23 protein-coding genes and 1 pseudogene are annotated in these 23,081 nt (G+C 67.3%); 13 read left to right on the top strand and 11 right to left on the bottom strand.

The features are described from left to right. Positions 1 to 65 precede the first annotated feature (65 nt). The gene (locus ACWF99_RS12050; protein WP_452535868.1) at positions 66 to 494 is read right to left on the bottom strand and encodes an Hsp20/alpha crystallin family protein; all 429 of its coding nucleotides are present in this window, start codon (positions 492 to 494) and stop codon (positions 66 to 68) included. 286 nt (positions 495 to 780) lie between these two features. Between ACWF99_RS12050 and ACWF99_RS12045 the strand changes: the two genes are divergently transcribed. Next, a complete protein-coding gene (locus tag ACWF99_RS12045; RefSeq protein WP_452535867.1) occupies positions 781 to 1,494 on the top strand; it encodes a dienelactone hydrolase family protein in 714 nt (237 codons plus the stop codon). A 168-nt stretch (positions 1,495 to 1,662) separates the two neighbouring features. Here ACWF99_RS12045 and ACWF99_RS12040 read toward each other — a convergent pair whose 3' ends face one another. The 4 genes from ACWF99_RS12040 to ACWF99_RS12025 form a co-directional block, all read right to left on the bottom strand. After that, on the bottom strand, positions 1,663 to 1,920 hold the full coding sequence (locus tag ACWF99_RS12040) for an SHOCT domain-containing protein (protein WP_452535866.1): 258 nt from the start codon (positions 1,918 to 1,920) through the stop codon (positions 1,663 to 1,665). 183 nt (positions 1,921 to 2,103) lie between these two features. Continuing rightward, positions 2,104 to 2,442 carry a spore germination protein GerW family protein gene (locus tag ACWF99_RS12035; protein ID WP_452535865.1) on the bottom strand — a complete coding sequence of 113 codons (339 nt, stop codon included), beginning with the start codon at positions 2,440 to 2,442 and terminating at the stop codon, positions 2,104 to 2,106. Then, positions 2,429 to 3,439 (bottom strand): Acg family FMN-binding oxidoreductase, encoded by a 1,011-nt coding sequence (locus ACWF99_RS12030; protein WP_452535864.1) that lies wholly within the window; start codon positions 3,437 to 3,439, stop codon positions 2,429 to 2,431. The genes ACWF99_RS12035 and ACWF99_RS12030 overlap by 14 nt, the downstream gene beginning before the upstream one ends. Continuing rightward, complete coding sequence (locus ACWF99_RS12025; protein ID WP_452535863.1) at positions 3,429 to 4,415, bottom strand: Acg family FMN-binding oxidoreductase; 987 nt, start codon at positions 4,413 to 4,415, stop codon at positions 3,429 to 3,431. The genes ACWF99_RS12030 and ACWF99_RS12025 overlap by 11 nt, the downstream gene beginning before the upstream one ends. A 209-nt stretch (positions 4,416 to 4,624) precedes the next feature. Between ACWF99_RS12025 and ACWF99_RS12020 the strand changes: the two genes are divergently transcribed. After that, on the top strand, positions 4,625 to 7,855 hold the full coding sequence (locus tag ACWF99_RS12020; RefSeq protein ID WP_452535979.1) for a beta-phosphoglucomutase family hydrolase: 3,231 nt from the start codon (positions 4,625 to 4,627) through the stop codon (positions 7,853 to 7,855). Between the two features lie 131 nt (positions 7,856 to 7,986). Here ACWF99_RS12020 and ACWF99_RS12015 read toward each other — a convergent pair whose 3' ends face one another. The 4 genes from ACWF99_RS12015 to ACWF99_RS12000 all read right to left on the bottom strand — a co-directional run bounded on the left by ACWF99_RS12015 (position 7,987) and on the right by ACWF99_RS12000 (position 10,532). Further along, positions 7,987 to 9,339, bottom strand: coding sequence for a wax ester/triacylglycerol synthase family O-acyltransferase (locus tag ACWF99_RS12015; protein ID WP_452535862.1), 1,353 nt, complete (start codon positions 9,337 to 9,339; stop codon positions 7,987 to 7,989). A 176-nt stretch (positions 9,340 to 9,515) separates the two neighbouring features. Then, positions 9,516 to 9,905 (bottom strand): three-helix bundle dimerization domain-containing protein, encoded by a 390-nt coding sequence (locus tag ACWF99_RS12010; protein WP_452535861.1) that lies wholly within the window; start codon positions 9,903 to 9,905, stop codon positions 9,516 to 9,518. A 56-nt stretch (positions 9,906 to 9,961) separates the two neighbouring features. After that, the gene (locus ACWF99_RS12005) at positions 9,962 to 10,198 is read right to left on the bottom strand and encodes a hypothetical protein (RefSeq protein ID WP_452535860.1); all 237 of its coding nucleotides are present in this window, start codon (positions 10,196 to 10,198) and stop codon (positions 9,962 to 9,964) included. Then, positions 10,182 to 10,532, bottom strand: a complete 351-nt coding sequence (locus ACWF99_RS12000) for a hypothetical protein (protein WP_452535859.1) — start codon at positions 10,530 to 10,532, stop codon at positions 10,182 to 10,184. Before ACWF99_RS12000 ends, ACWF99_RS12005 begins: the two co-directional genes overlap by 17 nt. Before the next feature lie 529 nt (positions 10,533 to 11,061). On the opposite strand from ACWF99_RS12000, the pseudogene ACWF99_RS11995 reads away from it, so the two are divergent. The 4 genes and pseudogenes from ACWF99_RS11995 (at position 11,062) to ACWF99_RS11980 (ending at position 14,990) form a co-directional block, all read left to right on the top strand. After that, positions 11,062 to 11,796 (top strand): annotated as a pseudogene (locus ACWF99_RS11995) (1-phosphofructokinase family hexose kinase). Positions 11,797 to 11,864: 68 nt separating this feature from the next. After that, entirely contained in the window at positions 11,865 to 12,734 is an 870-nt protein-coding gene (locus ACWF99_RS11990) for an AAA family ATPase (protein WP_452535978.1), read from the top strand. 171 nt (positions 12,735 to 12,905) lie between these two features. Continuing rightward, positions 12,906 to 13,889 carry an Acg family FMN-binding oxidoreductase gene (locus ACWF99_RS11985; protein ID WP_452535858.1) on the top strand — a complete coding sequence of 328 codons (984 nt, stop codon included), beginning with the start codon at positions 12,906 to 12,908 and terminating at the stop codon, positions 13,887 to 13,889. A 225-nt stretch (positions 13,890 to 14,114) separates the two neighbouring features. Next, complete coding sequence (locus ACWF99_RS11980; protein ID WP_452535857.1) at positions 14,115 to 14,990, top strand: universal stress protein; 876 nt, start codon at positions 14,115 to 14,117, stop codon at positions 14,988 to 14,990. A 25-nt stretch (positions 14,991 to 15,015) separates the two neighbouring features. Here the strand turns inward: ACWF99_RS11980 and ACWF99_RS11975 are convergent, their stop codons facing one another. Continuing rightward, entirely contained in the window at positions 15,016 to 16,014 is a 999-nt protein-coding gene (locus ACWF99_RS11975) for a zinc-binding alcohol dehydrogenase family protein (RefSeq protein ID WP_452535977.1), read from the bottom strand. 182 nt (positions 16,015 to 16,196) lie between these two features. Between ACWF99_RS11975 and ACWF99_RS11970 the strand changes: the two genes are divergently transcribed. The 5 genes from ACWF99_RS11970 to ACWF99_RS11950 all read left to right on the top strand — a co-directional run bounded on the left by ACWF99_RS11970 (position 16,197) and on the right by ACWF99_RS11950 (position 20,061). Next, complete coding sequence (locus ACWF99_RS11970; protein WP_452535856.1) at positions 16,197 to 17,117, top strand: universal stress protein; 921 nt, start codon at positions 16,197 to 16,199, stop codon at positions 17,115 to 17,117. Next, positions 17,114 to 17,782 (top strand): SRPBCC family protein, encoded by a 669-nt coding sequence (locus tag ACWF99_RS11965; protein WP_452535855.1) that lies wholly within the window; start codon positions 17,114 to 17,116, stop codon positions 17,780 to 17,782. Before ACWF99_RS11970 ends, ACWF99_RS11965 begins: the two co-directional genes overlap by 4 nt. A gap of 18 nt (positions 17,783 to 17,800) precedes the next feature. After that, positions 17,801 to 18,859, top strand: coding sequence for a zinc-dependent alcohol dehydrogenase family protein (locus tag ACWF99_RS11960; RefSeq protein WP_452535854.1), 1,059 nt, complete (start codon positions 17,801 to 17,803; stop codon positions 18,857 to 18,859). Next, positions 18,856 to 19,368: a GNAT family N-acetyltransferase gene (locus ACWF99_RS11955; protein WP_452535853.1), complete on the top strand. Its 513-nt coding sequence runs from the start codon at positions 18,856 to 18,858 to the stop codon at positions 19,366 to 19,368. Before ACWF99_RS11960 ends, ACWF99_RS11955 begins: the two co-directional genes overlap by 4 nt. Positions 19,369 to 19,923: 555 nt before the next feature. Next, complete coding sequence (locus tag ACWF99_RS11950; RefSeq protein ID WP_452535852.1) at positions 19,924 to 20,061, top strand: hypothetical protein; 138 nt, start codon at positions 19,924 to 19,926, stop codon at positions 20,059 to 20,061. A gap of 382 nt (positions 20,062 to 20,443) precedes the next feature. Here ACWF99_RS11950 and ACWF99_RS11945 read toward each other — a convergent pair whose 3' ends face one another. After that, positions 20,444 to 21,358 carry an ABC transporter ATP-binding protein gene (locus ACWF99_RS11945; RefSeq protein WP_452535851.1) on the bottom strand — a complete coding sequence of 305 codons (915 nt, stop codon included), beginning with the start codon at positions 21,356 to 21,358 and terminating at the stop codon, positions 20,444 to 20,446. A gap of 157 nt (positions 21,359 to 21,515) precedes the next feature. Between ACWF99_RS11945 and ACWF99_RS11940 the strand changes: the two genes are divergently transcribed. Next, positions 21,516 to 22,073, top strand: coding sequence for a flavodoxin domain-containing protein (locus ACWF99_RS11940; RefSeq protein ID WP_452535850.1), 558 nt, complete (start codon positions 21,516 to 21,518; stop codon positions 22,071 to 22,073). Between the two features lie 46 nt (positions 22,074 to 22,119). Continuing rightward, positions 22,120 to 23,028, top strand: coding sequence for a universal stress protein (locus ACWF99_RS11935; RefSeq protein ID WP_452535849.1), 909 nt, complete (start codon positions 22,120 to 22,122; stop codon positions 23,026 to 23,028). Positions 23,029 to 23,081: the final 53 nt, after the last annotated feature.

Here is a 23,081-nt window from a genome sequence, read left to right as displayed (position 1 = left end):
TCGCCGTTCTCACCCGGAGCCCGAGACGACGCGTGTTCCTCGTCTGCCACTCGGGTGAACTGCTCTTATCCGCCCGATTCGACGGTGATATGACGTTCTTGCGCCTTCTCGGGCTCGGTCACCGGGACCGAGACGGTGAGGATGCCTTGGTCGTACTTGGCGGAGATGTCGTCTTCGGCCGCACCTGCGGGCAAGGCGATCGAGCGCGTGAACGAGCCGTACCCGAACTCGGTGCGTCCCTTCGTTTCCTTACGCTCGCTACGCTCGGCCGTGATGGTCAGCACGCCCTCCCGCACGGTGACGGCGATATCGTTCGCCGGATCGATACCAGGGAGTTCTGCTCGCAGCAGGTATTTGTTGTCGGCGAGCTCCTCCTCGACCTTGATGAGCCGGCCTTCGAAGAGCGGGCGGAGGTTCTCGACCGGCGGGAACCCGGTCAGCCAGTCGTTCACCGCGGGAAACAAGCGGTGACGGTGGGCAGGCAGACTACTCATGTTCGACTCCTCAGCTGTTGTTTCGGACTCCTCGATCCGATCAAAAGCCGGGCGGTCGGGGCTAGGGTCCGGCGCCCCTGCCCGGATGGTCGTTTGTCACTGCGGGAGCGGGCATCCTCAGATACCAGGGAATCCCTGTCGGCTCAGGCGACCGCGACCGCCTCGTCCGTCCGTCCACATTCGCAGGGCTCGAGGGCCGTGCGACTCATGGGTTGGCGACCTGTGGCACTTTGCGCCGCCACGTGCGCGGATCGAGACTGATTGTTGTCGGACTCAGGAGGAAGCGGTGGCTCTCGCTCACAACGTGGATCCTGTTCTCGCGTACGACCTCGAAGTGACGATCGACGCGGCAGGGATCGACTTGCTCGGACGGCTACGTGTGCCACCGCAGGCACTCGGAGTAGTCGTCATTGCCCACGGTAGCGGGAGTATACGAAGCGACCGACGCAACGTGGTCCTTGCCCAAGCCATGGCAAGCCACCGACTCGCCTCAGTAGCCGTCGACCTGCTGTTGCCGACCGAACAACGCGATGTCGACAGAATCTTCGACGTCCGCCTTCTCGGCAGCAGATTGACCGCCGCTCGGCGTTGGCTCTGGACGACGGTGTGCCGCGACCTCCCTGTCGGCTACTTCGGCCTCGGCTCAGACGCGCCCGTGGCCCTGTGGGCCGCCTCCGAACCACACAGCAGAATCGAGGCTGTTGTCGTCCGGGGCGGGCGCCCTGACCTGGCAGGTGCTCGGCTGGCCCGAATCACCGCTCCGACTCTGTTTCTGATCGGCGGCGGAGATCGACAAGTGCTGGCGCACAACCGTTCCGCGGCCGCGAGCATGCGGTGCGAACACCGCGTCACCGACATGTCCGCGCCCGGGCGCCGGGCGACCGGCAGCCAACTCGCCCGATGGGAGTCCTATTTGTCGGCGATGTGGATCACCGAGCACCTGCGACCACCAGGCCCTGCCGAGCCGAAGGCGCCGCGAACCAGCGGCAGAGGTGACTGATGTATTCCGATCTGGTGCCTTCGTCGTTCGAGACGACCGGGTGCGGTGGCAGCCGACGGCCGAAACGAATCGGCTGATCGTCGCGAGGGAGCACCGACCCCGCCGCGGGTGCCGTTGGCCGTCACGTATCAGTGCAATCGACGCCGCGTAAGAGCGCCGATCGGCCGACTATCGCTGGGCGGCCGAACGCAGAACCGCCAGTCGGTCGGCATATTCCTGCGCATCGATCTCGCCCCGTGCGAAGCGCTCTGCCAGCACGTGTTCGGCACCAGTAGCCGCCGGGTGTGCGGTTCGATCGGTGTCGAACCGGAACAGGTACCGGAGCGCGAGCACGAATCCCGCGAGCAACAGCCCCCAGAACAAGACCATCCCGAAGCCCATCCAGGCATATCCCCAACCATTGACGTCGTGGTCGTACCAATTCATCGCGGTCTCCTCCGGTATGAAACGCTCACTGCGCGTTTCCGGTCGTTACCGCCACTATGTCTCCGGACGGCCGCCTGCAGGGAGGGCCGAGCGCCACCATTCGGGACTACCAATGGCACATCGGCGAGTGACAAGAATCGGTCCGCCCTACCGTGACAGCGGTAGGGCGGACCGCGGACAAAACTAAGGCCGGCGCAGCCGGCGCGCGAAGCGGGCCCCGACGATCAGCGCGGCGAGTGCGACGGCACCGACCACGGCGATCAGCCGGTTGACATCGACAGCGGGCTGCCAGCGGACCCAGCCGTCGCGAATCACGAACGCGCCGACCGGTTTAGCGCCTATCCCGAAGCCCGCTCCCGAACCCTGCTGGCCCTCGGGGTCAGATCCGCCGCCACCACCTGCGCCGCCGGAGACCGCGGCGACGCCGATGACGGTGGTGCCATCACGCTCCACCGGCTCCGCGTATACCCGCTCGACGGTCATCGCGTCTTTGGCGATCGAGAATGCGTCATCGATTTTCATTGTTTCCTCCGGTGGGGTGGTCGGCTGCGCCGATATCGAGAAAGTCGTCAAGAGGGCGGCGTGGGGTTCTGGGTGGCGGATCTGTCCGCGCGGTGCCGATGCGCACAAGAACTTGCGGGTACCGCAGGCCCACCAGATCGGCCACGGCGGCACGGGCGGACGGCAGTTCCACGACATGTGTGATGGTGCAGGTGGACAGACCGCGCACGGTGCATTCGAGCAGTACCGCCGACAACGCACGCCCGCAGTCGAGCAGGTCCTCCGCCGAATCTCCCGGCGTCGACAGCACCGCTACCATCGCCTCGTCATCGCCGTCACCTGCGGGTTCTACAGTCCCGGAGGGGAATTCGCGGCCGATCGGGACCCGGGAGCGGTCGGTGGCCGCCGGCAGTGTGGCGGCGGGCACGCCGGCCCTGCCCGCATCCGGAGCCGCGGCCCACCAGCTCAGCTCCGCTTGGTACAGGGGGTCGTAGCGACGCAACCCGGCAGTTGTCGCGGAGATCCCGCGGAGCGCGTGCGCGGCAGGCGGGTCGAGAAAGATGATGGTCGTGCCGGATCTGTGTCCGAGGAACTCCAGTATTTCGCGCGTCACCAGCCGATCTGTGGGCGGCGCCATCGGCGTCCGGTCGGTGTAGCGCCGTTCGATCGCCTGGGCGAGAAGCAGTTCCGGCTCGGAAGGCACGTGCGGGCGCACAGGTTCGAGTGAGGCGAGGTGGGAGCGCACCGTGGGCTCCGGGAAGGTGGTGACGCGGGGCTCCCACCCCGCGGCGTTCCACGCGACGTCGGCGTGGTTCAGCATCACCCCGCAGCCGAGCATGCCTTCCCGATTGAACATGTCCGTCGCCGGCAGCAGCCGGCCGGCATCGACGTAGAGCGCCGCGGCGGTGCCGTCCCAGCGCCAGCGCCACGGCTGGCTGTTGTGGAGCGAAGGCGCGCGAGCGGCACGGTCGAAAACAGCGCGGACAGTCGCGAGGTCGGGCCTGGGGTCACCGGTCATCGGAATCCTCCGTGTCTCGGATCAACAGGTCGGTTATCGGTCGACGGGGCGTTTCGGGCGGGAAATCAGCACTCGTCGGTGCCCAACCGACCCGGACGATGGCCTGCGGATAAGCGGTGCCGAACAGCAGATCTCGACGAATAAGTGCGCGTTGTCCAGCGATCTCGAGCGGTTCGGTGAGCACGCAGGTGGCCAGGCCGATTCCGGTTGCCGTCAACAGCACGCTGCTGAGCGCCTCGCCGGCCCGCAGCCTCGACCGCCGATCATCGGCGCCGGTGCCGAGCACCAGCAATTCGGCTTGATCGGGTTCGCTTGCCGGATCGGCGAATTCGGCTGCGGCGAATGTTCTCGGCGGGAAGTCGTCCGCCGGATGCGTGGGCGGTACGTTGCGGGCGGGGACTCCGTCGGCACTGCCGTGGCGCCCCGACCACATCGCGAGTTCGAACCGATACGACTCGTCATCGGCATGAATCCTGCCCGCGTGCGCGGCGGCGGCTTTCACTCGTTCGCGGTCGTCGATACGTCGCACGATCGCGCCCAGTTCCATCGCTCGCTCGGCGAACAGACTCAGGTATCCCGGCGGTACCGGCCACGACGTGTAGTGGCGGCGGTCGGTCCTGCGTGCGGTGATCGACTTGCTCATCTCGATGTCGAGCGAGGTCGGCCGGCGCCGCAGCAGAGTCACCGCCGCCAGGTGGTCCGGATCGGCGGGGTCGGGGATTCGGTGAATGACCGGCGCCCACCCCAGCGCCGTGAGCGCTACGGACAGATGGTGCAACGCCGCTCCGCAGCTGAGCACGATGTCGCGGCGATCAGGGTCGGTCGCGGGCAGCGCACGCCGCGGGTCGAGGTAGAGGTGGATGCTCTGATCAGCGATGCGCCAGCGCCAGGGCTGCACATTGTGCACGGACGGGGCGCGCCCGGCCAGCCTCAGCGCCGCCATCACGGTGTTGTCATCGGGCAGTCCGCGCTCCATGATGTCCGTCCTTCGTCGATGGTCTGTCTGTCCACGGTCTCAGCAGCACCCAAGCGGGATAAGAGCACGATGACCCCGTTCGGAAGGACTTCAGGTCATCGGCGAGCCCTCCTGCGGCACTTCCGCTGCGTCGTGTCGTCGAGGCAGGATCGAACTGTGCATGGTGAACGAATTCGGGTGCTCGGGTCCCGCGACTGTCGGGCAGGGTGATGCGCCTCGAGAACCTGCCGAGATCGGCAGGCAGGACCGCCAACGGATACGGCGCGGTGGTGTTCGACATGGACGGCGTCGTCACCGACACCGCGACTGTGCACGCCGCGGCATGGAAGCGACTCTTCGACGAGGTCTTGCCTCAGCTGACCGACCGCCCGGTCCCCGCGTTCGATATCGAAGCCGACTATCGGCGGTTCGTCGACGGCCGTAGCAGAAGTGACGGAGTCCGATCCTTCCTGCGCTCCCGGAGCATGACCGTCCCCGAGGGGACGGCGCAGGATCCGCCGAGCAGTCTGACCGTGGCCGGACTCGCCGCGCGCAAGCAGGATCTGTTCGCCGCCGAGATCGCCGCATCGGGCGTACGTGTCTTTCCGGACGCCGCCGCACTGCTGGGTCGCCTCCGCGCGGCCCGGGTGCCGACGGCGCTGGTCACCGCGAGTTCCAACTGTGCCGCCGTGCTCGACGCCACAGGTCTGACCGAGGCGTTCACCGTGCGCGTCGACGGCAACGACGCGCTACGCGAGGCACTGCCCGGTAAACCCGATCCCGCGATGTTTCTCGAGGCCGCCCGCAGGCTCCGGGTGGAGCCGATCGACGCGGTGGTGCTCGAAGACGCGACGGCCGGGGTCCAGGCGGCCGTCGCGGGCAGGTTCGGTCTGGTCATCGGTGTCGATCGCACCGGCGCGGGCGCCGGACTCGCGAAGGTCGGCGCCGACGTCATCGTCACCGATCTGTCCGACCTGGCCCTCACCTCGTCGAACGCTGACCCGATCCCCGCGCGTTCGGCACGCTGGTGCGGTGGAGCGGCGCCCGCGAGTTCCGGCGGCTGGAACCTCATCTATGACGACTTCGACCCGGTACAGGAGGGCACGCGAGAAGCGTTGTGCACCACCGGAAACGGATACTGGGCCAGCCGCGGCGCCACACCGGGAACTACGCCGGACGGGGTGCACTATCCCGGCACCTACCTGGCCGGGATCTACAACAGGCTGACCTCGACGGTGGGCGAGCGGGTTGTCGAGACCGAACACCTCGTCAACGCGCCGGATTGGGCGTACGTCACCGTCCGGCACTCCGACGGAACGGTCCTTCGACCAGGCCTACCGGAAATGGTCAGCCACCACCAGGACCTGAACCTTCGCGCGGGAGTCCTCACCTGCCTCGACCGGTACGAGGACAGCCAGGGCAGGCAGACGACGGTGACCACTCGACGGTTCCACTCCATGGCGGATCCACACCTCGCGGTGCTGGAACTGTCGATCCAGGCCCACAACTGGGACGGCGAAGTGGTCGTCGAATCCGTGATCGAGGGCAGCGTGAGCAACCGCAACGTCGGCGCAGATCGAGCATTGGCCGCACAGCACCTGATTCCGGGAAATCATCGGAGGCTCGGCGAGGAGACCGTCCTGTACGAAACAGCGACCACACAGTCGGGTCTGACGATCGCCACGGCCGCGCGGACCAGGGTCGGTGCGACGGTCCTCGAGCGCCGATTTCGCGGTGACAGTTCCCGCCCGGGACTCGTCGTCACCGCCCGGATCGGCCCGGCGCATCCGGTCACCGTCGAGAAGGTCGCCGCCGTGAGCACCTCCCGGGATCGCGGTATCTCCGCCGCCGGGCTCGCCGCCGCGGATCGCATCGCCCGCGGCGCGGATGTCGCCGCGCTCCGTGATGCCCATGTCGCTGCCTGGGCGCAGCTGTGGGATCGCTTCGCCATCGGCCTCGGGGACCATCACGACCGCAACCTCGCACTCAACCTTCACGTCTTCCACGTACTGCAGGCGTTGGTGCACACCTCCACGAGCGATCTCGACGTCGGTGTACCTGCGAGAGGACTACACGGCGAGGGGTATCGGGGACACGTCTTCTGGGATGAGCTGTTCGTATATCCGATGTTGACGTTGCGGCAACCGGAGCTCACCCGAGCGCTACTGCGCTACCGCTACGAGCGGCTCGACCGCGCCCGCGACGCCGCGCGGGCAGCGGGCCTCGACGGTGCCCTCTATCCGTGGCAGAGCGGCAGCGACGGCCGGGAGGAGTCGCCTAGCGAGCTGTTCAACATCCGCAACGGGCAGTGGATGCCGGACCACTCCTCCCGGCAACGCCACGTGGGTCTGGCCGTGGCCTACAGCATCTGGCAGTACTACCAGAGCACGGGCGACGAACGATTCCTCATCGATGTCGGCGCCGAGATCGTGGTCGAGGTAGCTCGGTCGTTCGCCTCGATGGCCGTCTACGACCCGGGCGCGGACCGGTTCGACATCGAGGGAGTCATGGGCCCGGACGAATACCACGACGGAGATCCGCGATCGCCGGGGCGCGGGCTGCGCAACAACGCCTACACCAACGTCCTCGCCGCGTGGACGTTGGCGCGCGCCCGCGAGGTGGTCGCGCTCCTCGACGGCCGCGACTGCGCTCCTCTCTGGAATCGGCTGGGCCTGCGGTCCGATGAACCCGCACACTGGGATCGGGTCAGTCGGCGACTGCGCGTGCCGTTCCATCGAGACGGGGTGATGAGCCAGTTCGAAGGATACGAGGCGCTCGACGAATTCGATTGGGACTCCTACCGTGCGCGCTACGGCAACATCGAACGACTCGATCTCATCCTGCAGGCCGAAGGCGACACGACCAACCGCTACAAGCTGTCCAAGCAAGCCGACGTGCTGATGCTGTTCTACCTGTTCTCCGCGGAAGAACTGCGCCACGTTCTCGAACGGCTGGACTATCGCCTGCCTCCGGAATCCATCCCCCGCACCGTCGAGTACTACCTGGCCAGAACCAGCCACGGTTCGACGCTCAGCCGCCTCGCGCACGCCTGGGTGCTCGCCCGCACCGACCGGAAGGCATCGTGGTCGCTGTTCACCCGCGCCCTGGACGCCGACCTGGCCGACACCCAGGGCGGCACGACTCGCGAGGGCGTGCACATCGGCGCCATGGCCGGCACCGCCGACATGGTGCTGCGCTGCTATTGCGGCATCGAAACGCGCCAGGACATGTTGCGGCTGCACCCGGTCCTTCCTGCCGAGCTACCCGAGGCGGAGTTCACCATCTCCTACCGTGGACAGCCGCTCACTGTTTCGGTCACCCACACGGGTGTGCGGTTGCGGTTGCACCCCAGCACCGCCGGGCCGATCCGGGTCGACGTCGAGGGCAGCGAGCGGGTGCTCGAGGCGGGTCAAACGTGGGAAGTCCCGCTCGGCGCGGCGCCACACACCGCGGTCGGATAGGTGTCGGGGGCGTGCCTCGTCTCGGTGTCCGGTCGCTTTCAACGGCGGAAGCGCACTGGTTCGGCCGATGTGTACGAGCGCGTCGAACCGGGTCGCGCGATCCGGCACGCTCGGCGCACGGGTCCGGACAGTCAGCGAGAATCGCCGAGGCCGGCGCGGCTCGCTCGTGCCGATAGTTCAGCGATCTCGCGTTCGATGCCGTCGGCGATGTTGTCGATATCAGGTGTGGTGTCGAAGTCGCCGGTGATTCCGAAGATGAGGCAGTCGCGATAGCTGAGGACTGCGATGGTTGTGCGCAGGCGCATCGCGAGGGGGACGCACGGCAGGATTTCGAGCACCTCACGCCCCTGGAAAGTCAGACGGCGGCGGGGGCCGACAACATTGGTCACCAATGCGGCGACACTGCGCTGCGGGAAATGCCCCGCCAGCCGGAAGGTCCAACCCACAAGAGCATGGGGCAACCACTCGGCCATCGCCAGCAACGAGCTCTGCGCCCCGGCCTCCCCCCGGGCGCGATGTCGCGCGACGCGTTCGTGGACAGCGGTCAGCCGCTCGACGGGGTCGTCCAGCTCGATCGGCAGATACGGGATCATCGCCGACACACGATTGTCGGTGATCTCCTCGGCGCCGGGAGCACGCACCGATACCGGAACCAGAACACGGACTTTGCCGGCCGTCGGCTCCTCGCCACGCCGTGACAGCACGGTGCGATAGGCCGACGCGACAGCGGCTAGTACCACGTCGTTGACGGTCACTTCGAAACTCGTGCTGATCGCGCGGACATCTGTCAGCGACGCTCTGGCGATCGCATACCGGCGCTGTCGGCCGATAGAACCGTTCAACGACGACGAGGGCGCCGGCGAGACTGCCGCGCCCACCACCGGAAGCAGACCGCGCGCCATGGTCAGGGCGAAGCGCGGCACCGCCCACGGGTCCCGCACGCCCCTGACCAGTCGATCGACAAGGCCAATGCCCGAACCACGGGACGGGACAGTGCGTTTCGAGACACTGTCTTCGGGCGGATCACACAGTCGCTCGAACAAGCTCATCCCCGAGACACCGTCGACCATGCTGTGATGTGCCTTGACGATCAACGCCCAGCGGCCGCCGGCCACACGATCGACGACTACGCACTGCCACAGCGGATGGTCGCGGTCGAGCCTCTCCTCCAGCTCGGTAGCGACGAGCTCCCGCAGCGTCGGCTCATCGCCCGCGCCGGGCAGCGCCGTCCAGCGAATATGGTGTGCCAACGCGAAGTCGGGGTCTTGCTCCCACACCGGCGCGGTCAGATCCAGCGGTGCCCGGCGGACTCGCTGGCGAAGACGTTCATTGCGATCGACGCCTTCGGCGAGCATCGCGTCGAAGGCCGAGCGGGTCGGTACCGGCCCAGCCATGATCGCCACGGCACCGATGCCGAGGCTGATATGGCGATCGGTGTCCTCCAGCTCCATGAACCCCATGTCCAGGGGACGTAGCTCTGTCATCAGTCGACCTCGAAGTGGACGGTCGTGACAGCTCGTCACCGGATGGGACTGTGGCGCTGCCACTGCATCGATCCTTGCGCGAAAGCTCGGTCACGGGAAGTGCGAATAGTCCATCACCGGCCGCCGAAATACCCCGATGCGAGCGGTCCCGGTGCCGCGACGTTCTCTTCAGCCGATCACGCACCAGGTGCTCGGTCTTTCGTCATCATGATAGTTCTGGCGCGGTTCACGGTGAGCGGGATCAGATGTGTGGTGATCCGGGCCGCCGAGGCAATCCGCCGATAGGCGTCGTAGACGACGTCACGGACTTCGGCGAGGCTGTGCCCGGGAAACCTCGACATCAACACCGTCGCAATGGAGTCGAGCTCACTCGCCGTCGACGCCGTCACCACGGGTGACGCCGTCGTTTCCCGGACCGGATCGAGACTCCGAGTCGGCAACACGAGATGCCGCCCGACCGGTGCCGATCGGCACCGGTCGGGTGCGATCCAGTCGTTGGCTGTCAGTGCCGATGGCATCGTCTGCGCCGTGAACGCGGCCGGAGGTTCTTCGGTGAATCCGCCCATTGCCTTCGCTCCTGTCAAATCCGACCTTGGGGACAATTCGCGGTGACCTCGGCCGATCACGGTGCTGACATGTGCCGGTCCCAGGCGATCGAGTGGAGCCGGGTCACCAGTGATTGTGTGAGGAAGATCAGACACACCCCGGTGAACCCCGCGCCGATCAGAATCACCATGGCGGCACCTATTCCGCTCATCACGGCTGCGGACGGTGCTCGCGGATCGGGAATCGGATTGCCGGAGGCGTTGAGCCACAAGGGGATCCGGTCGCCTTCGGAGATCTTACGAACCACCGTCACCGTGGCAACCGACGAGCCGGAGGCGCCCGCCCAGCTCACCCGCGCGGTACAGGTGGGCGGGGGTGCGCTCGGGGCGTTGCAGGACCAGAGCAGTCACGACAGTGGCGCCCGCTCGCTGTGCGCGGATATCAGCGGCGTCGTCGGTGTAGGTGATCGTTCCCACCGCGCCGGCCACCGGCACCGAAACCAGCACCAGGACGGCGACGAGTATGCGCACCGCAGCCAGCAGTCGGTCGGGCCAGCGCATGAGCGGATTGGTGTTCCAGGGTCGGCACCGCCACAGCCTGGCCGTCCGCGACACCATGCCGTCGATCTGGAATGTGGAAGTCGTCATCTGTTCGGCTCCGATCAGCATCCGGTATGGCCCGGGGAAACTGCGGCCCCGCACCGGCGCGCACGCTCAGGTCGAGTCCGTCCAGCGCCGTGGTCGGCCGAAGACGTTTCATCAGACCTGCGATAGCGATGGCGAGCACGGGACTGGTTGTCATGGCTCGATCGTCGCCCCCCGGCAAGCACCGATTGCAGAGCCGAAAGTCCCGGGGCCGGTCGCGAATGGTCACCACTGTGGCGACGGTGCCTTTGGTCCCCTTCTCGCAGGCATCATTGCTCTGCTCCCCTGCCCCGGTCTCGAGCGACGCTGGCACCACGGCAACGAAATTTCGTCGCCATCACCGGAATACATCGACTCGCTGCGGCCCTGCACCCAGGCCGTCGCCCTCCACGCCTGACCGACGCGTCGAAAGGACAACCATGAACGGGCTGCTCACTTGCGTACTCGGCGCCGAAGCACTCGTGCTCGTGGGCCTCGTACGGACATATGTGTATCTGACAGCGCACCCCTCGAGCGCGAGACGCTGACGCCCATGCCCGTCTCGCCGCGCTCGGTGCCGATCGCCACTTTCACCGTCAATCCCACCGTCGACCTCTCGCTCGTCGTCGCGCACCTGCTACCGGAGGGAAAGACCCGCGCGCAGGTGCACTCGATTCGTGGCGGCGGCGGCGGGATCAACGTGGCTCGCTGTGTTCGGAGACTCGGCGGCGCGGCCGTTGCCGTGCACACCTGCGGCCGCGAAGTCGGCGCACGCCTGGAACGACTCCTCGATGACGAGAAGCTCGAACACACATCCATCGAGATCGCCGAAGACACCCGTGAGGCATTCGTGCTCGCGGACAACGCCGAGGGGCGCAGCTATCACATCGTGGCGCCCGGCCCGGTCCTGACCAGGAACGAGCAATAACGCTGTCTCGATACGATCGCCGAAATCGCCGGGCGCTGCGATTACTTCGTCCTCTCCGGTAGCGCGACTCCCGGCCTGAGTGAGGATTTCAGCGCCGCTGTCGCCCGCACCGTCGGCGCCCGCGGCGCGCGGCTCATCGCCGACATCGCCGGGGCACAACTGATGACGATGTTGCGCGAGCGGGTCTTCCTGCTCCGGCTCGACCGAACCGAGGCGGGCACGCTGCTCGGACATCCCGTCACAACCTTCGCCGACGCGCGCGCCGTGAACACCTGGCTGCTCGAACGTGGCGCTTGCGAGCACGTGATCACCACGGTCGGTGCGCTCGGTGCGGTCTGTTCCGACAGGCGCGCCCACTAGGGCGCATCATCGACGGACACGGCGACCTACTCACCGAGGACATCTTCGACCTGCCGGACGGGTTTCGGGTGCTGGACTGCCTGGACTTCGATGACCGACTGCGCTACGTCGACCGATTGGACGATATCTCGTTCCTCGCGATGGACTTCGACTTCCTCGGCCGCCCTGAACTGGGCAATCATTTGGTCGAGGACTACCTCCGCGCAGCGGGTGACCCCGCGCCTGCCTCCCTCCGCGATCACTACATCGCCTACCGGGCGACGGTGCGGGCGAAGGTCGATCTGATCCGCGTCGGACAAGGTGATCCGGCAGCGGCCCCGCGCCTACGCGAACACCTGTCCATCGCCGCCCGGCGACTCGACGCGGCGGCTGTCCGGCTCACCCTGATCGGCGGGCTACCGGGAACCGGAAAATCCACTGTCGCGGCGGAGTTGTCGGCGGCTACCGGAGCGGTATCACTGTCCAGCGACTCCATCCGCACGGAACTGGCCCAGGTCGGTGCGCTGGATGCGGAGGTCGGCCGGTTCGGCGCCGGACGGTACTGCGCCGCCGGTCGGGCCCGGGTCTACGACGAATTACTCTGGCGCGCGCGGGTTCTGCTCGCGTCAGGGGTGTCGGTGATCCTCGACGCGAGCTGGATCGACCTCGACGATCGACGACGCGCCACGCAACTGGCCGACGCGGTCGCGGCCGATCTCGTTGCCTTGCAGTGCGTGTGCCCCACCGATCTCGCCCATCAGCGCATCGGAGTGCGTCGCAACCATGAATCGGACGCGACCACCGCCATCGCCGATGCCATGGCGGCGACGGCTTCGCCGTGGCCCGAATCGGTCACCGTGGACACCGCCGTGCCCCTCGCCGATTCCGTCGCGGTTGCCCTTGATGCCTGGCACAGCACCACCACTGACACGACGGCGCTGGAATTCACGACTGGATGACAACGACCGAACCAGGCTCGGCGCCATCAGCAACCATCTGATGCGGCACCCCGACTGCCCGATTCATGGTTCGAACACCTGTGATGATCTCGATGCTGAGGGCATTTGGTCCCCGTCGAACGTGCACAAAGACCGTCTCGGCAAACATCTGGCATGACAAGAATCGGTGATATGAACGATCAACCGATTCCCGTCCCTGACCATCCCACGATCCGGGCCGCCATCCGGCTCGGGTCGCGCGCGCCGTCGGTCCACAACACTCAGCCGTGGCACTGGGTGTTCGACGGCAATCGGCTGCACCTGTTCCGCGATACCGATCGCCGGCTCATCGCCGCAGACCCGGACGGACGCCAATCGGTGATCAGCTGCGGAGCTGTACTGCACCATGTGCGGACCGCGTTCGCGACCCATTACTGGCGCACCGACACCGCGCGGCTTCCCGATCCGACCCGGCCCGATCTGCTCGCCACCATGGCGTTCCTGCCTTGGGCCGACCCCCCGATGGGCATTTTCCGGCGCGCCGAAGCGATCGCCCATCGATATACCGACCGGTTGCCGATGTCCGAACCCATCGGCTGGGCCTCGGTTCGGCTGGCGCTGGACAGCCTGGTCTCCCCGCACGAGGTGACCCTCGATGTTCTCGACGAAGACGCTCGTGCCCGCCTGTCCGTCGCTTCCGAGCAGTCCGACGCCCTGCGCCGATACGACATGGCCTATCAAGGCGAACTCCGGTGGTGGGCCGGCCATCCCGGCACATCCGAGGGCGTTCCGCCCTCTGCGCTGCCATCAGAATCCGAGCTCGCCGGGGTCGGTGTCGCCAGGACCTTCCCGACGCCGGGGGCCACGGACCGTCGCGGCGATCTGCGTGACCACGCCAAGCTGGTCGTGCTGACCGCGGCCGACGAGACGCCGATGACCTGGCTGCACACCGGCGAGGCACTCTCGACGGTGCTGCTCGAGTGCACCGCATCGGGAATGGCGACCTGCGTGCTCACCCACATCACCGAACTCGCCGTGGGACGACGACTCCTGAGCAGCCTCGTCGGCCATCCCGGAGTACCCCAGGTCGTCCTACGGATCGGCACGGCCCCGGACGACCGGCTGCCGCCCGCGACCCCGCGCAGACCGCTCGCCGACATCCTGACCGTCGTGTAAGCAACACTCCTCGAAGGACGAGCGCGGCCAACTGATACCGGTGACCGATGCCGGCCGGTCAGGCGAACTGGATCCGCACACCCGCACCCCATGGCCGTTCACCCTGCTCGGTCCCCGATCCTGGTGAGCTCGGCGACGACCTTGTGCCTCTCGGACCGGGACATCCGGCCCTGCCCCGCACCTCGGCTCCCGGCGCACAGTGGCAGGGACAGAAAGGCAGGCATCATGTCCGGTCCCAGAAATCTGAATCAACCTGTCGTGGTCGGAGTCGACGGCTCCGAGCAGTCACGGATCGCGCTACGTTGGGCGACCGAGTATGCCGCGCACCATCGCGCGCCGATGCAGCTCGTCTGCGCCATCGAGATCCCGATCGACTACGGCCCCGGCGTGGCCGGACCACCGTTCGACATCGCGACGCTGCGTCGCGACGGCGAGTCCATCGTCACCGACGCGGCACAGCGCGCCGTGGAGTCCGCTGCCCCGATCGCCGAGACAGTGATCTCGACCGCCGTGGTGGAAGGCTCCACCGTCGCAGTACTGCGCGACCGCAGTCGATCGGCGCGCCTGCTGGTCGTCGGCAGCCGTGGGCGGGGTGCGCTGCGGCGAGCACTGCTCGGCTCGGTCAGCACATCACTGGCCAGGCACGCCGAATGTCCCGTCGCGGTCATTCCGGAAACGGGATTCGACGCGGACGCCGCGGTGGTGGTCGGTGTCGACGGCTCACCGTGCAGTGCCGATGCGATCGCCATCGCCTTCGACGAGGCGTCCCGTCGAGGGGCCCGGCTCGTCGCTGTCTACGCCTGGTCGGAGTTCTACCGCTACGAAGCGCGCACCACCTTGCAGGTCGAAGCAGAAGCGGTGCTGTCGGAATGCCTCGCGGGCTACGCGGAGAAGTATCCCGAAGTGAGCGTCGATCGCATCGCGGTGGAGGATCGGCCCGCCCGAGCGCTACTGAACGCCGGGGCCGATGCCCAGCTGGTCGTAGTAGGCAGTCACGGTCGCGGCGGATTCGCCGGTATGACCCTCGGTTCGGTCGCCCAGGCCGTGCTGCACGGCACCGATCGCCCGCTGATCATCGCCCGCCCCCACACCGGGAGCTGACCGGCTCATTCGGACAGGTGACGCGTCACGGTACGAGTACCGCTGCCCCGTCGAACCGGCCCTGAGCCAGATCGGACAGTGCACGGTCAGCGTGGTCCAACGGGTACCGATGGGTCGACACGACCAGCCGATGCTGCTGCGCCAGGGCGAGAAACTCGCGGGCTCCAGCTCGGGTATTGGATGTGACACTACGAATCTGGCGTTCCCGGAACAGGTGTCTCTGGTAGTTCAGCGCGGGGATATCGCTGAGGTGGATGCCGGCGACAGCGAGTGTGCCGCCGCTGTCGAGCGCCTCGAGGGCGGGCGGCACCAATTCACCGACGGGCGCGAACAGTATCGCCGAATCCAGGGGTTCGGGAGGAGCGTCGGCGGCCTCCTGCACCGAATCGGCACCGAGGGCGAGCGCCAACTCCCGTGCCGCCGCACCCCGGGTCATCACGTGCACCCGCGCACCGCGGGCGATCGCGATCTGCGCGGTGATATGGGCACTGCCGCCGAAACCGTAGATGCCGAGCACTCCACCGTCGGGGACCTCGGCGCGCACGAGCGCGTGATAGCCGATGATCCCGGCACACAGCAACGGCGCCAACTCCTCGTCGTCGTACCCTGTCGGCAACGGCAGCACGAATTCAGCGGGCGCCGTGGCGAATTCGGCATATCCGCCGTCGTCGTCCCATCCGGTATAGCGCGAGCGCGGACACAGATTCTCGGCACCGCGCCGGCAATAACGACAGTGACCACACGTGTGCCGTAGCCACGCGACACCGACGCGATCACCCACCGCGACATCGGAGCACCCGTCCGCGACAGCGACCACCTCGGCGACCACTTCGTGCCCGGGCGTCACCCCCTGCCGGTGCACAGGCAGGTCACCTTCCACGACGTGCAGGTCGGTGCGGCAGACCCCGCAGGACAGGACCCGCACCAGCAACTCCCCCGGCTTCGGCACGGGAACCGGTTCGCGACCCATTCGAAGCGGTCCGGTCGCGACAGGACCGGGTTGTCGAACTCGCCAGACTCGCATCATGTCTTCGCTCCGAAGGTCTGCTCACGGATCGTTGCCGGTGTCCAGCCTCGCACGCGACCGACGTCGAAAGTATGTCCGATCGGCCCTTCGGTCGGGGACCTACGCCAGCAGTCGTTCGGCGCGGCGATTCCTACCGTCGAAGTATCCGCACCGCACACACGCCGATTGGGGCACTCATCATGAGCACTCATCTCGCCGACCACCCGCACGAGCTCGCGACATCCGCTGTCGTCGTCGGCACCGATGGCTCGGAGACGGCCGACGTCGCCGTTCGGTGGGCCGCGCAGACCGCCGCCGACCGGGGCCGCCGCCTGCTGATCGTGCACGGACTCGATCTGGCGCACACCGCGGCAGTGAATCCCTATGCCATCGTCACACCGTCGGTCATCGACGAGATACGCACCCGGGGCGCCGAAGTCCTCGAGGCTGCCCAGCGCGTGGCGCGCGACATCGCGCCCGGACTGGTGATCGGGACCGAGCTCGCTGCGAGCCACCCGGCGCAGACGCTGATCACGCTGTCGCGCCATGCCTATCTCGTCGCGCTCGGAGCGACGCCGGACGTCGGGACGCTCGCGCATCTGGGGTCGACGCTGCTGGCCGTCACCGCTCACGGCTCAGGCCGGATCGTGGTGGTCAACGACACCGGCGACGGAGTGCTGCCCCGCGTTACCGGCCCGATCGTCGTCGGAGTCGACGGCAGCCCGACCAGCGAGCAGGCCATCGCCGCGGCGTTCACCGACGCATCCGAGCGCACCGCGCCGCTCGTCGCGATCCACGTGTGGAAGAACACGTCCCACGGTGAATTCGCCGGTGAGCTCAGTGTCGAGGACCTGCAGACATCCGAACGCGCGCTGCTGGCCGAGCGGCTCGCCGGGTGGAACGAGAAGTACCCGGATGTGTCTGTGACGCATCGGGTCTACACCTGCGGGACTCGCCGGCACCTGCAGGACTGGTCGGATTCGGCGCAAATGGTCGTCGTCGGGAGCCACGGATGGGGTGGGCTACGCGGTCTCGTCCTCGGTTCGACCAGCAATTGGCTTGTCCAGCACGCCCACTGCCCCGTCATGGTCGCACACCCGGCGATCGAGGACCCGCGATGAAGAACACCACAGCGTTCGCCATCGGTACCGCGACCTACCTCGCCGGCCTCGGGCTCGGGTATGCGCTTGTGCTGCGCGAACAGTTCGCGACCTGGGGCGCGACCCGCGACGAAGCGGAGCGAACAATGCCCGGCGACGAACTGCTCTCGAACCCCGATATTCGCACTACCAGGGCGATCACCGTGGCGACCGGCCCGGCGGCGATATGGCCGTGGCTCGTACAGATCGGCCCCGGCCGCGGCGGCGCGTATACCTACGACTGGATCGAGAACCTGCTCGGCCTCGATATGCACAGCACCGACGAGATCCTGCCCGAATTCCAGCATCCGGCACTCGGCGACGTGCTCGCGCTCGGCGCGAACGGCCCCAGGATGCGGATCAGAGTGCTCGAAGCCAACCGGTCGCTCGTGTTCGGCTCCGAGGACGGCAACTGGGTCTGGTCGTTCAACCTCTACCCCGAACCCACCGGTACCCGATTGATCAGCCGCAATCTCATCTCGCTGACCGGGTCATCGGCGCGCTCACGGTTGTTCACCCGGCTCGTCGCCGAACCAGGCAGCTTGCTCATGGAGCGAAAGATGCTCTCGGGCATCCGCACTCGTGCCGAGCGCACTCGTCCCGCCGTCAGCGAACCCGCGATTGTCACGAGTCTGAGCACCTTCTGATCCGAAAGGAGCCCTTCCATGTTCGCCATGGTCTACGACGGCCCAGGCCGACCACACCGACGCGACGTACCCGATCCGGTGATCCTCGATAGCACCGACGCTGTCGTCAGAGTCGACACCGCCACCATCTGCGGGACCGACCTACACATTCTCCACGGTGACGTGCCCGAGGTCGAGCACGGACGAATCCTCGGCCACGAAGCGGTCGGAACCGTCACCGCTGTCGGCAGCGCGGTGCGCACCCTGCGGGCCGGGGACCGAGTTCTCGTTTCGTGTATCTCCGCATGCGGAGCCTGCGCGTCCTGCAGAGAAGCCCGCTACGGGCAGTGCACCGGTGGCGGCGGATGGCTGCTCGGCCACGAAATCGACGGTACCCATGCCGAATCGGTGCGCGTGCCGTTCGCCGATATGTCGACCCACCGGATCCCGCCCGGCATCAGCGACGAGCAGATGCTGATGCTGGCCGATATCCTGCCCACCAGCTACGAGGTCGGCGTCCGCAACGGCAGCGTTCAACCGGGCGATACCGTGGCCATCGTCGGCGCCGGGCCGATCGGGCTCGCCGCGGTGATGACCGCGCGACTGTACAGCCCGAGCCGCATCATCGTCATAGACCTCGCCGACACCCGGTTGGCGGCCGCGCACGAACTCGGTGCCGAACCGGTGCTCAACAGCAGCCGCGACGATGTGCGCGCCCGGCTCGCCGAGCTCACCGACGGTCGAGGCGTCGATGTGGCCATGGAGGCAGTCGGAGTGCCCGAAACCTTCGAACTGGCCGTCGATCTCGTGCGTCCCGGCGGTCACGTGGCCAACATCGGGGTGCACGGCGCACCGGCGGCGCTGCATCTCGAGAACCTGTGGAGCCGGGATCTGACCATCACCACCGGTCTGGTGGATACCCACTCGACACCGCGCCTGATCGAACTGATCCGATCCGGGCACCTCGATCCCACCCCGATGATCACGCACCGTTTCGAGATGGGCGCATTCGAGGACGCCTACGACACTTTCGCGCGTGCCGCGGAAACAGGGGCCTTGAAAGTCACCGTCACCCAGTCGAAGGCGGCAGGGCTATGACAACCGCGACGTCGAGTATCGTCGTGCGCCGGCTCCGCCCCACCGACCGCGACTCGGTGCGCGAACTACACGCCGGGCTCGATCGAACCGACGGCTGTTTCCGGTTCTTCGCCCCATCGTCCAAAGACCTCGACCGCGTGGTCGGCTCGATCGCGTCGAACGACCGCACGCACTGCGCTGTCGGCGCGTTCCTCGACAACCGCCTCGTCGGCGTCGCGAATTTCGTCGTCCTCGACGACGACGTCAGCGCCGAGATCGCCGTAGTCGTCGCTGCCGACCAACAACACCACGGCATCGGCACCGAGCTGCTCCACCGGCTCGCCGAGCTGGGCCGGGCCCGGGGCCTCGACCGGTTCATCGCCGAGGTGATGCCGACGAACTCCAAGGCCATGCGGCTCATCATCGATTCCGACTTCCCGATCTCGGCGCATCGCAGCGACGATGTCACTATCTCCGCTCGTCCCGAATTCTCTTCCGACCGCGCGCGCAGCACCCCCGAAACGCCGTAGGCGGCAGCGAGGAGTGCGGTGATCGACAGTGTGAGCGAGAGGTAGGAGTCGACCGCATCGCCCACGTCCGCCGTCAAGTAGCCTGCGATCTCTGGGTTGTCGGCGATGAATTGCTCGATGCTGTCGGCGAACGATCCGTAGGCGGCGCCGAGAACGAAAGTCCCTGAGCACCAACCGAATATGGTTGCGCGTTGCAAGCGCCACACGAGACCGGTGGGTGACCCGAGCCATCGCGACGCCGTTGCCCGCCCTGTCCGGTCCCGAAACAGCCCGGCCCCGAAGTCGCGGCGCCGCAAGAGCGCGAATGCCAGCGCGATCAGCATCGCCGACATCGCAGCCGACAGCAGCAAAGGCCACCACCGGTTGTCGACGAACGGATAGGTGCGCTGTCCCCACCCGATCGGCGAAAGCCAGGCCACCGCGTCGTTTCCCACATCGCCGATCGCGCGCAGGACGTAGGCCAGCGCGATCAGGGCGCCGATCGCCCCGTAGACGCTGCGCGGATTCTCGAACACCTGGGCCGCGACAGTCGTCGCTGACGCGACGGTGAATCCGATGCAGCCGATGGCCATCCCGACCAGGGCCGAACCCGCCACCGGTAGGCCGGTCGCCGCCGCTGCGGCGAAAACGACCAGCGCGACAACGACATTCGCTATCGCGGCGACGACGAGTGCCGCCACGACCGAAGCATGACGCCCCACCGGCGTCGATCTGATCAGTTCGCCACGCCCGCACTCCTCGTCGGAGCGGGTATTCCTGCCGATCACGAACATGTTCATCAGCGAGACGACGATCGCGAGATAGGCGAAGATCTCGAAGACCACCTCGCCGCCGACCGTCTCGAGCAGCCGAGACGGTCCACCCATCGCGATTACTGCGGCGTTCGCGGTCATGGTGGCGCGCAGCTGCGCCAGTTTCGTGGGCGAATCGTAGAAGTTCTGACTGCTCACCGACTGCAGCGCCATCAACGCACCGACTCCCACCATCCACCAGGGCAGCGTCCACCGTTCGCGGCGAAGCGCGAAGCTCACCAGTGTCGTGACACCCGCTGTCGACGGGGAGACGGTCGCGGTGTTCACGACACACCTACCGGTTCGTGCGGCCCGACCGCGTAATGGCGCAGGAAGATGTCCTCCAGGGTCGGCTTGCTGCTGGTCATCGCGATCACGCCGAGGTCGGCCAGCGCGCGCAGGACACCGTCGAAGTGCACGGTCTCCACCTCGAAGCGAGCGTGGCTTCCGTGCACGGTCAGCCCGCGCACGCCTGGCACGGCGGCGAGCGCGGTGGCGGGCCGATCGGTCTCGACACTGATCGAGGTGGTCTGCAGGTGCCGTAGCTCGGCCAGTGATCCGCTGTCCACGGTGTGGCCGTTGCGGACGATGCTGACCCGGTCGCACAGCGCCTCGACCTCGGCGAGCAGGTGACTCGACAACAGCACCGTACGGCCTTCGCCTACCAGCTCGCGGACACAGCGCTGGAACTCGGCTTCCTTCAACGGATCCAGGCCCGCGGTCGGTTCGTCGAACAGCAACAGCTCCGCGTCCGAGGCCAGCGCGGCGATCAAGGCGACCTTCTGCCGGTTGCCTTTGGAGTAGGCGCGAGCCTTCACCGTCGGGTCGAGTTCGAAGCGGGTGATCAACTCGGCACGCCGCCGCGGATCGATGCCGCCGCGCAGCTTCGCGAGCAGATCAATGGTCTCACCGCCGGTGAGACCCGGCCACAGCGTGACTTCTCCCGGAACGTAGGCGAGCCGGGCGTGAACGGCGACCGCATCGGCCCAGGGGTCTGATCCGAGTACACGGACAGTGCCCGAATCGGCGCGAAGCAATCCGAGCAGGACACGAATCGTCGTTGTCTTCCCTGCCCCGTTGGGCCCGAGGAATCCGTGCACCTCGCCGGCGCGAACGGCGAGGTCGAGTGAGTCGAGCGCTCGGGTTCTTCCGAAGGATTTCGTCAGCCCGGAAATATCGATGGCGAGGTGGTCGGTCATCGTTCGATCGTTTCCCGTTTGCGCTACCTGCGAGCAGAGCCGAAAGTCCCAGCCCGAACCGCGTTGGTCATCACCCGTCCGAGCAGTGCCATTGGTCCCTTCGTTGCGGGCACCACGGCTCTGACGACCTGCCGTCGCGGCGAGCGAAGCTGACACCATGACCACGAAACCCGCACCCCGAGTCGCCGTTCTGTACGCCACCGCGCAGGGGTCGACTCGCGATATCGCCGAATTCGTCTGGGACGACCTCGTTGCCCGTGGCGCGCGAGCCGAACTGCACGACATCGAACACACACCCGACTTGTCGGGCGTCGACACCGTCGTCATCGGGAGCGCGATCCACAACATGGACCTGTTGCCCGAAGCCCGCGCCTACGTTCGCTACCACCAGGACACGTTGAAGGACAAGGACATCTGGCTGTTCGGCGTCGGGCTCGGCCCCGCGCTGCGCGGCCCGATCGGGCGTTGGGTCGGGCGGCAGATCCCATCGAAGATCTCCGCCGTGATCCACACGCTGCACCCCCGCGACTACACCGCCTTCGCCGGTCGGTACGAACGTGCGGGTGTCTCGTGGCGCGCCAGGACCATGTACCGGATTCTCGGTGGCGGGCGCTACGGCGACCTGCGCGACTGGCAGGCCGTGCGCGAGTGGTCCACCAGGATCGGCGATGCCCTCGCGCTGCCCCACGCCCCGGTCAGCACTGTCCATCCCTGATCCGCCGGTGGTGCGTCAGTCAGCACCGACACCGAAAGGCCGAAACATGAACCAGCACAGCGAAACCCCGCACTCCGACGCGGCTGCCCCAGTGGTCGTGGGGACCGACGGTTCGCCCGGATCAGACGCTGCCGTGCGCTGGGCCGCGCGGGCGGCCGACGACCGGGGACGGACTCTACACATCGTCCACTGCACCGGGCCGATCCCGCAGGGAACTCCGCGCAGCGCCTACGACGCGTTCATCTTCGCCACTATGCAGGATCTCCAGCACGCTGCCGAGAAGGTGGTGGCCACAGCCCGCGAGGACGCGCGGGCGGTCGCGCCGAGCCTCACCGTGACCACCGAGCTCGCCCACGCCAACCCCGCACGGACTCTCATCGCGGCATCGACGCACGCGAACCTGGTGGTAGTCGGGGCGGCGTCGTGGGCGGGCTCGATCGCTCACTTGGGTTCGACTCTGCTCGCGGTGACTTCGCACGCGCGCGGGGCAGTGGTCGTCGTGCGCGGGCCCGACCCGAACCGCCGCACCGGACCGGTGGTGGTGGGTGTCGACGGCAGCAGTGTCGGTGAACCCGCCATCGGCGCCGCGTTCGCCGAAGCCTCGCTACGGGGCGCCGAACTGGTGGCCGTCCACGCCTGGAGCGATCTCTCGCGCGGCGAATTCGGCGGCTCCAGCTATCTGTCGCTGCCGATCGCCGACTCCGAAACAGCCGAGGCCGCTCTGCTGGCCGAACGCCTGGCCGGTTGGAGCGAAAGATTCCCCGACGTCACCGTGCGGCGTGAGATCGAGGTCTTCGGGGCCCGCGAACGGCTGGCCGAATGGTCGAAGACCGCGCAGCTCGTGGTCGTCGGCAGCCGCGGCCGGGGCGGATTCCGTGGCCTGCTGCTCGGTTCGACCAGCAACTGGCTGGTGCAGCACGCCAGTTGCCCGATGATGGTCGTTCACGCCGCCTGACCACACCGATGAGGGCACTTGGTCCCCGTTGAACGGGCGCAAAGACCGTCTCG

This window comes from Nocardia sp. NPDC055002 (assembly GCF_053608825.1).
The sequence above is the reverse complement of the archived record's forward strand: the minus strand, read 5'-3'. Positions and strand labels throughout refer to the sequence as shown.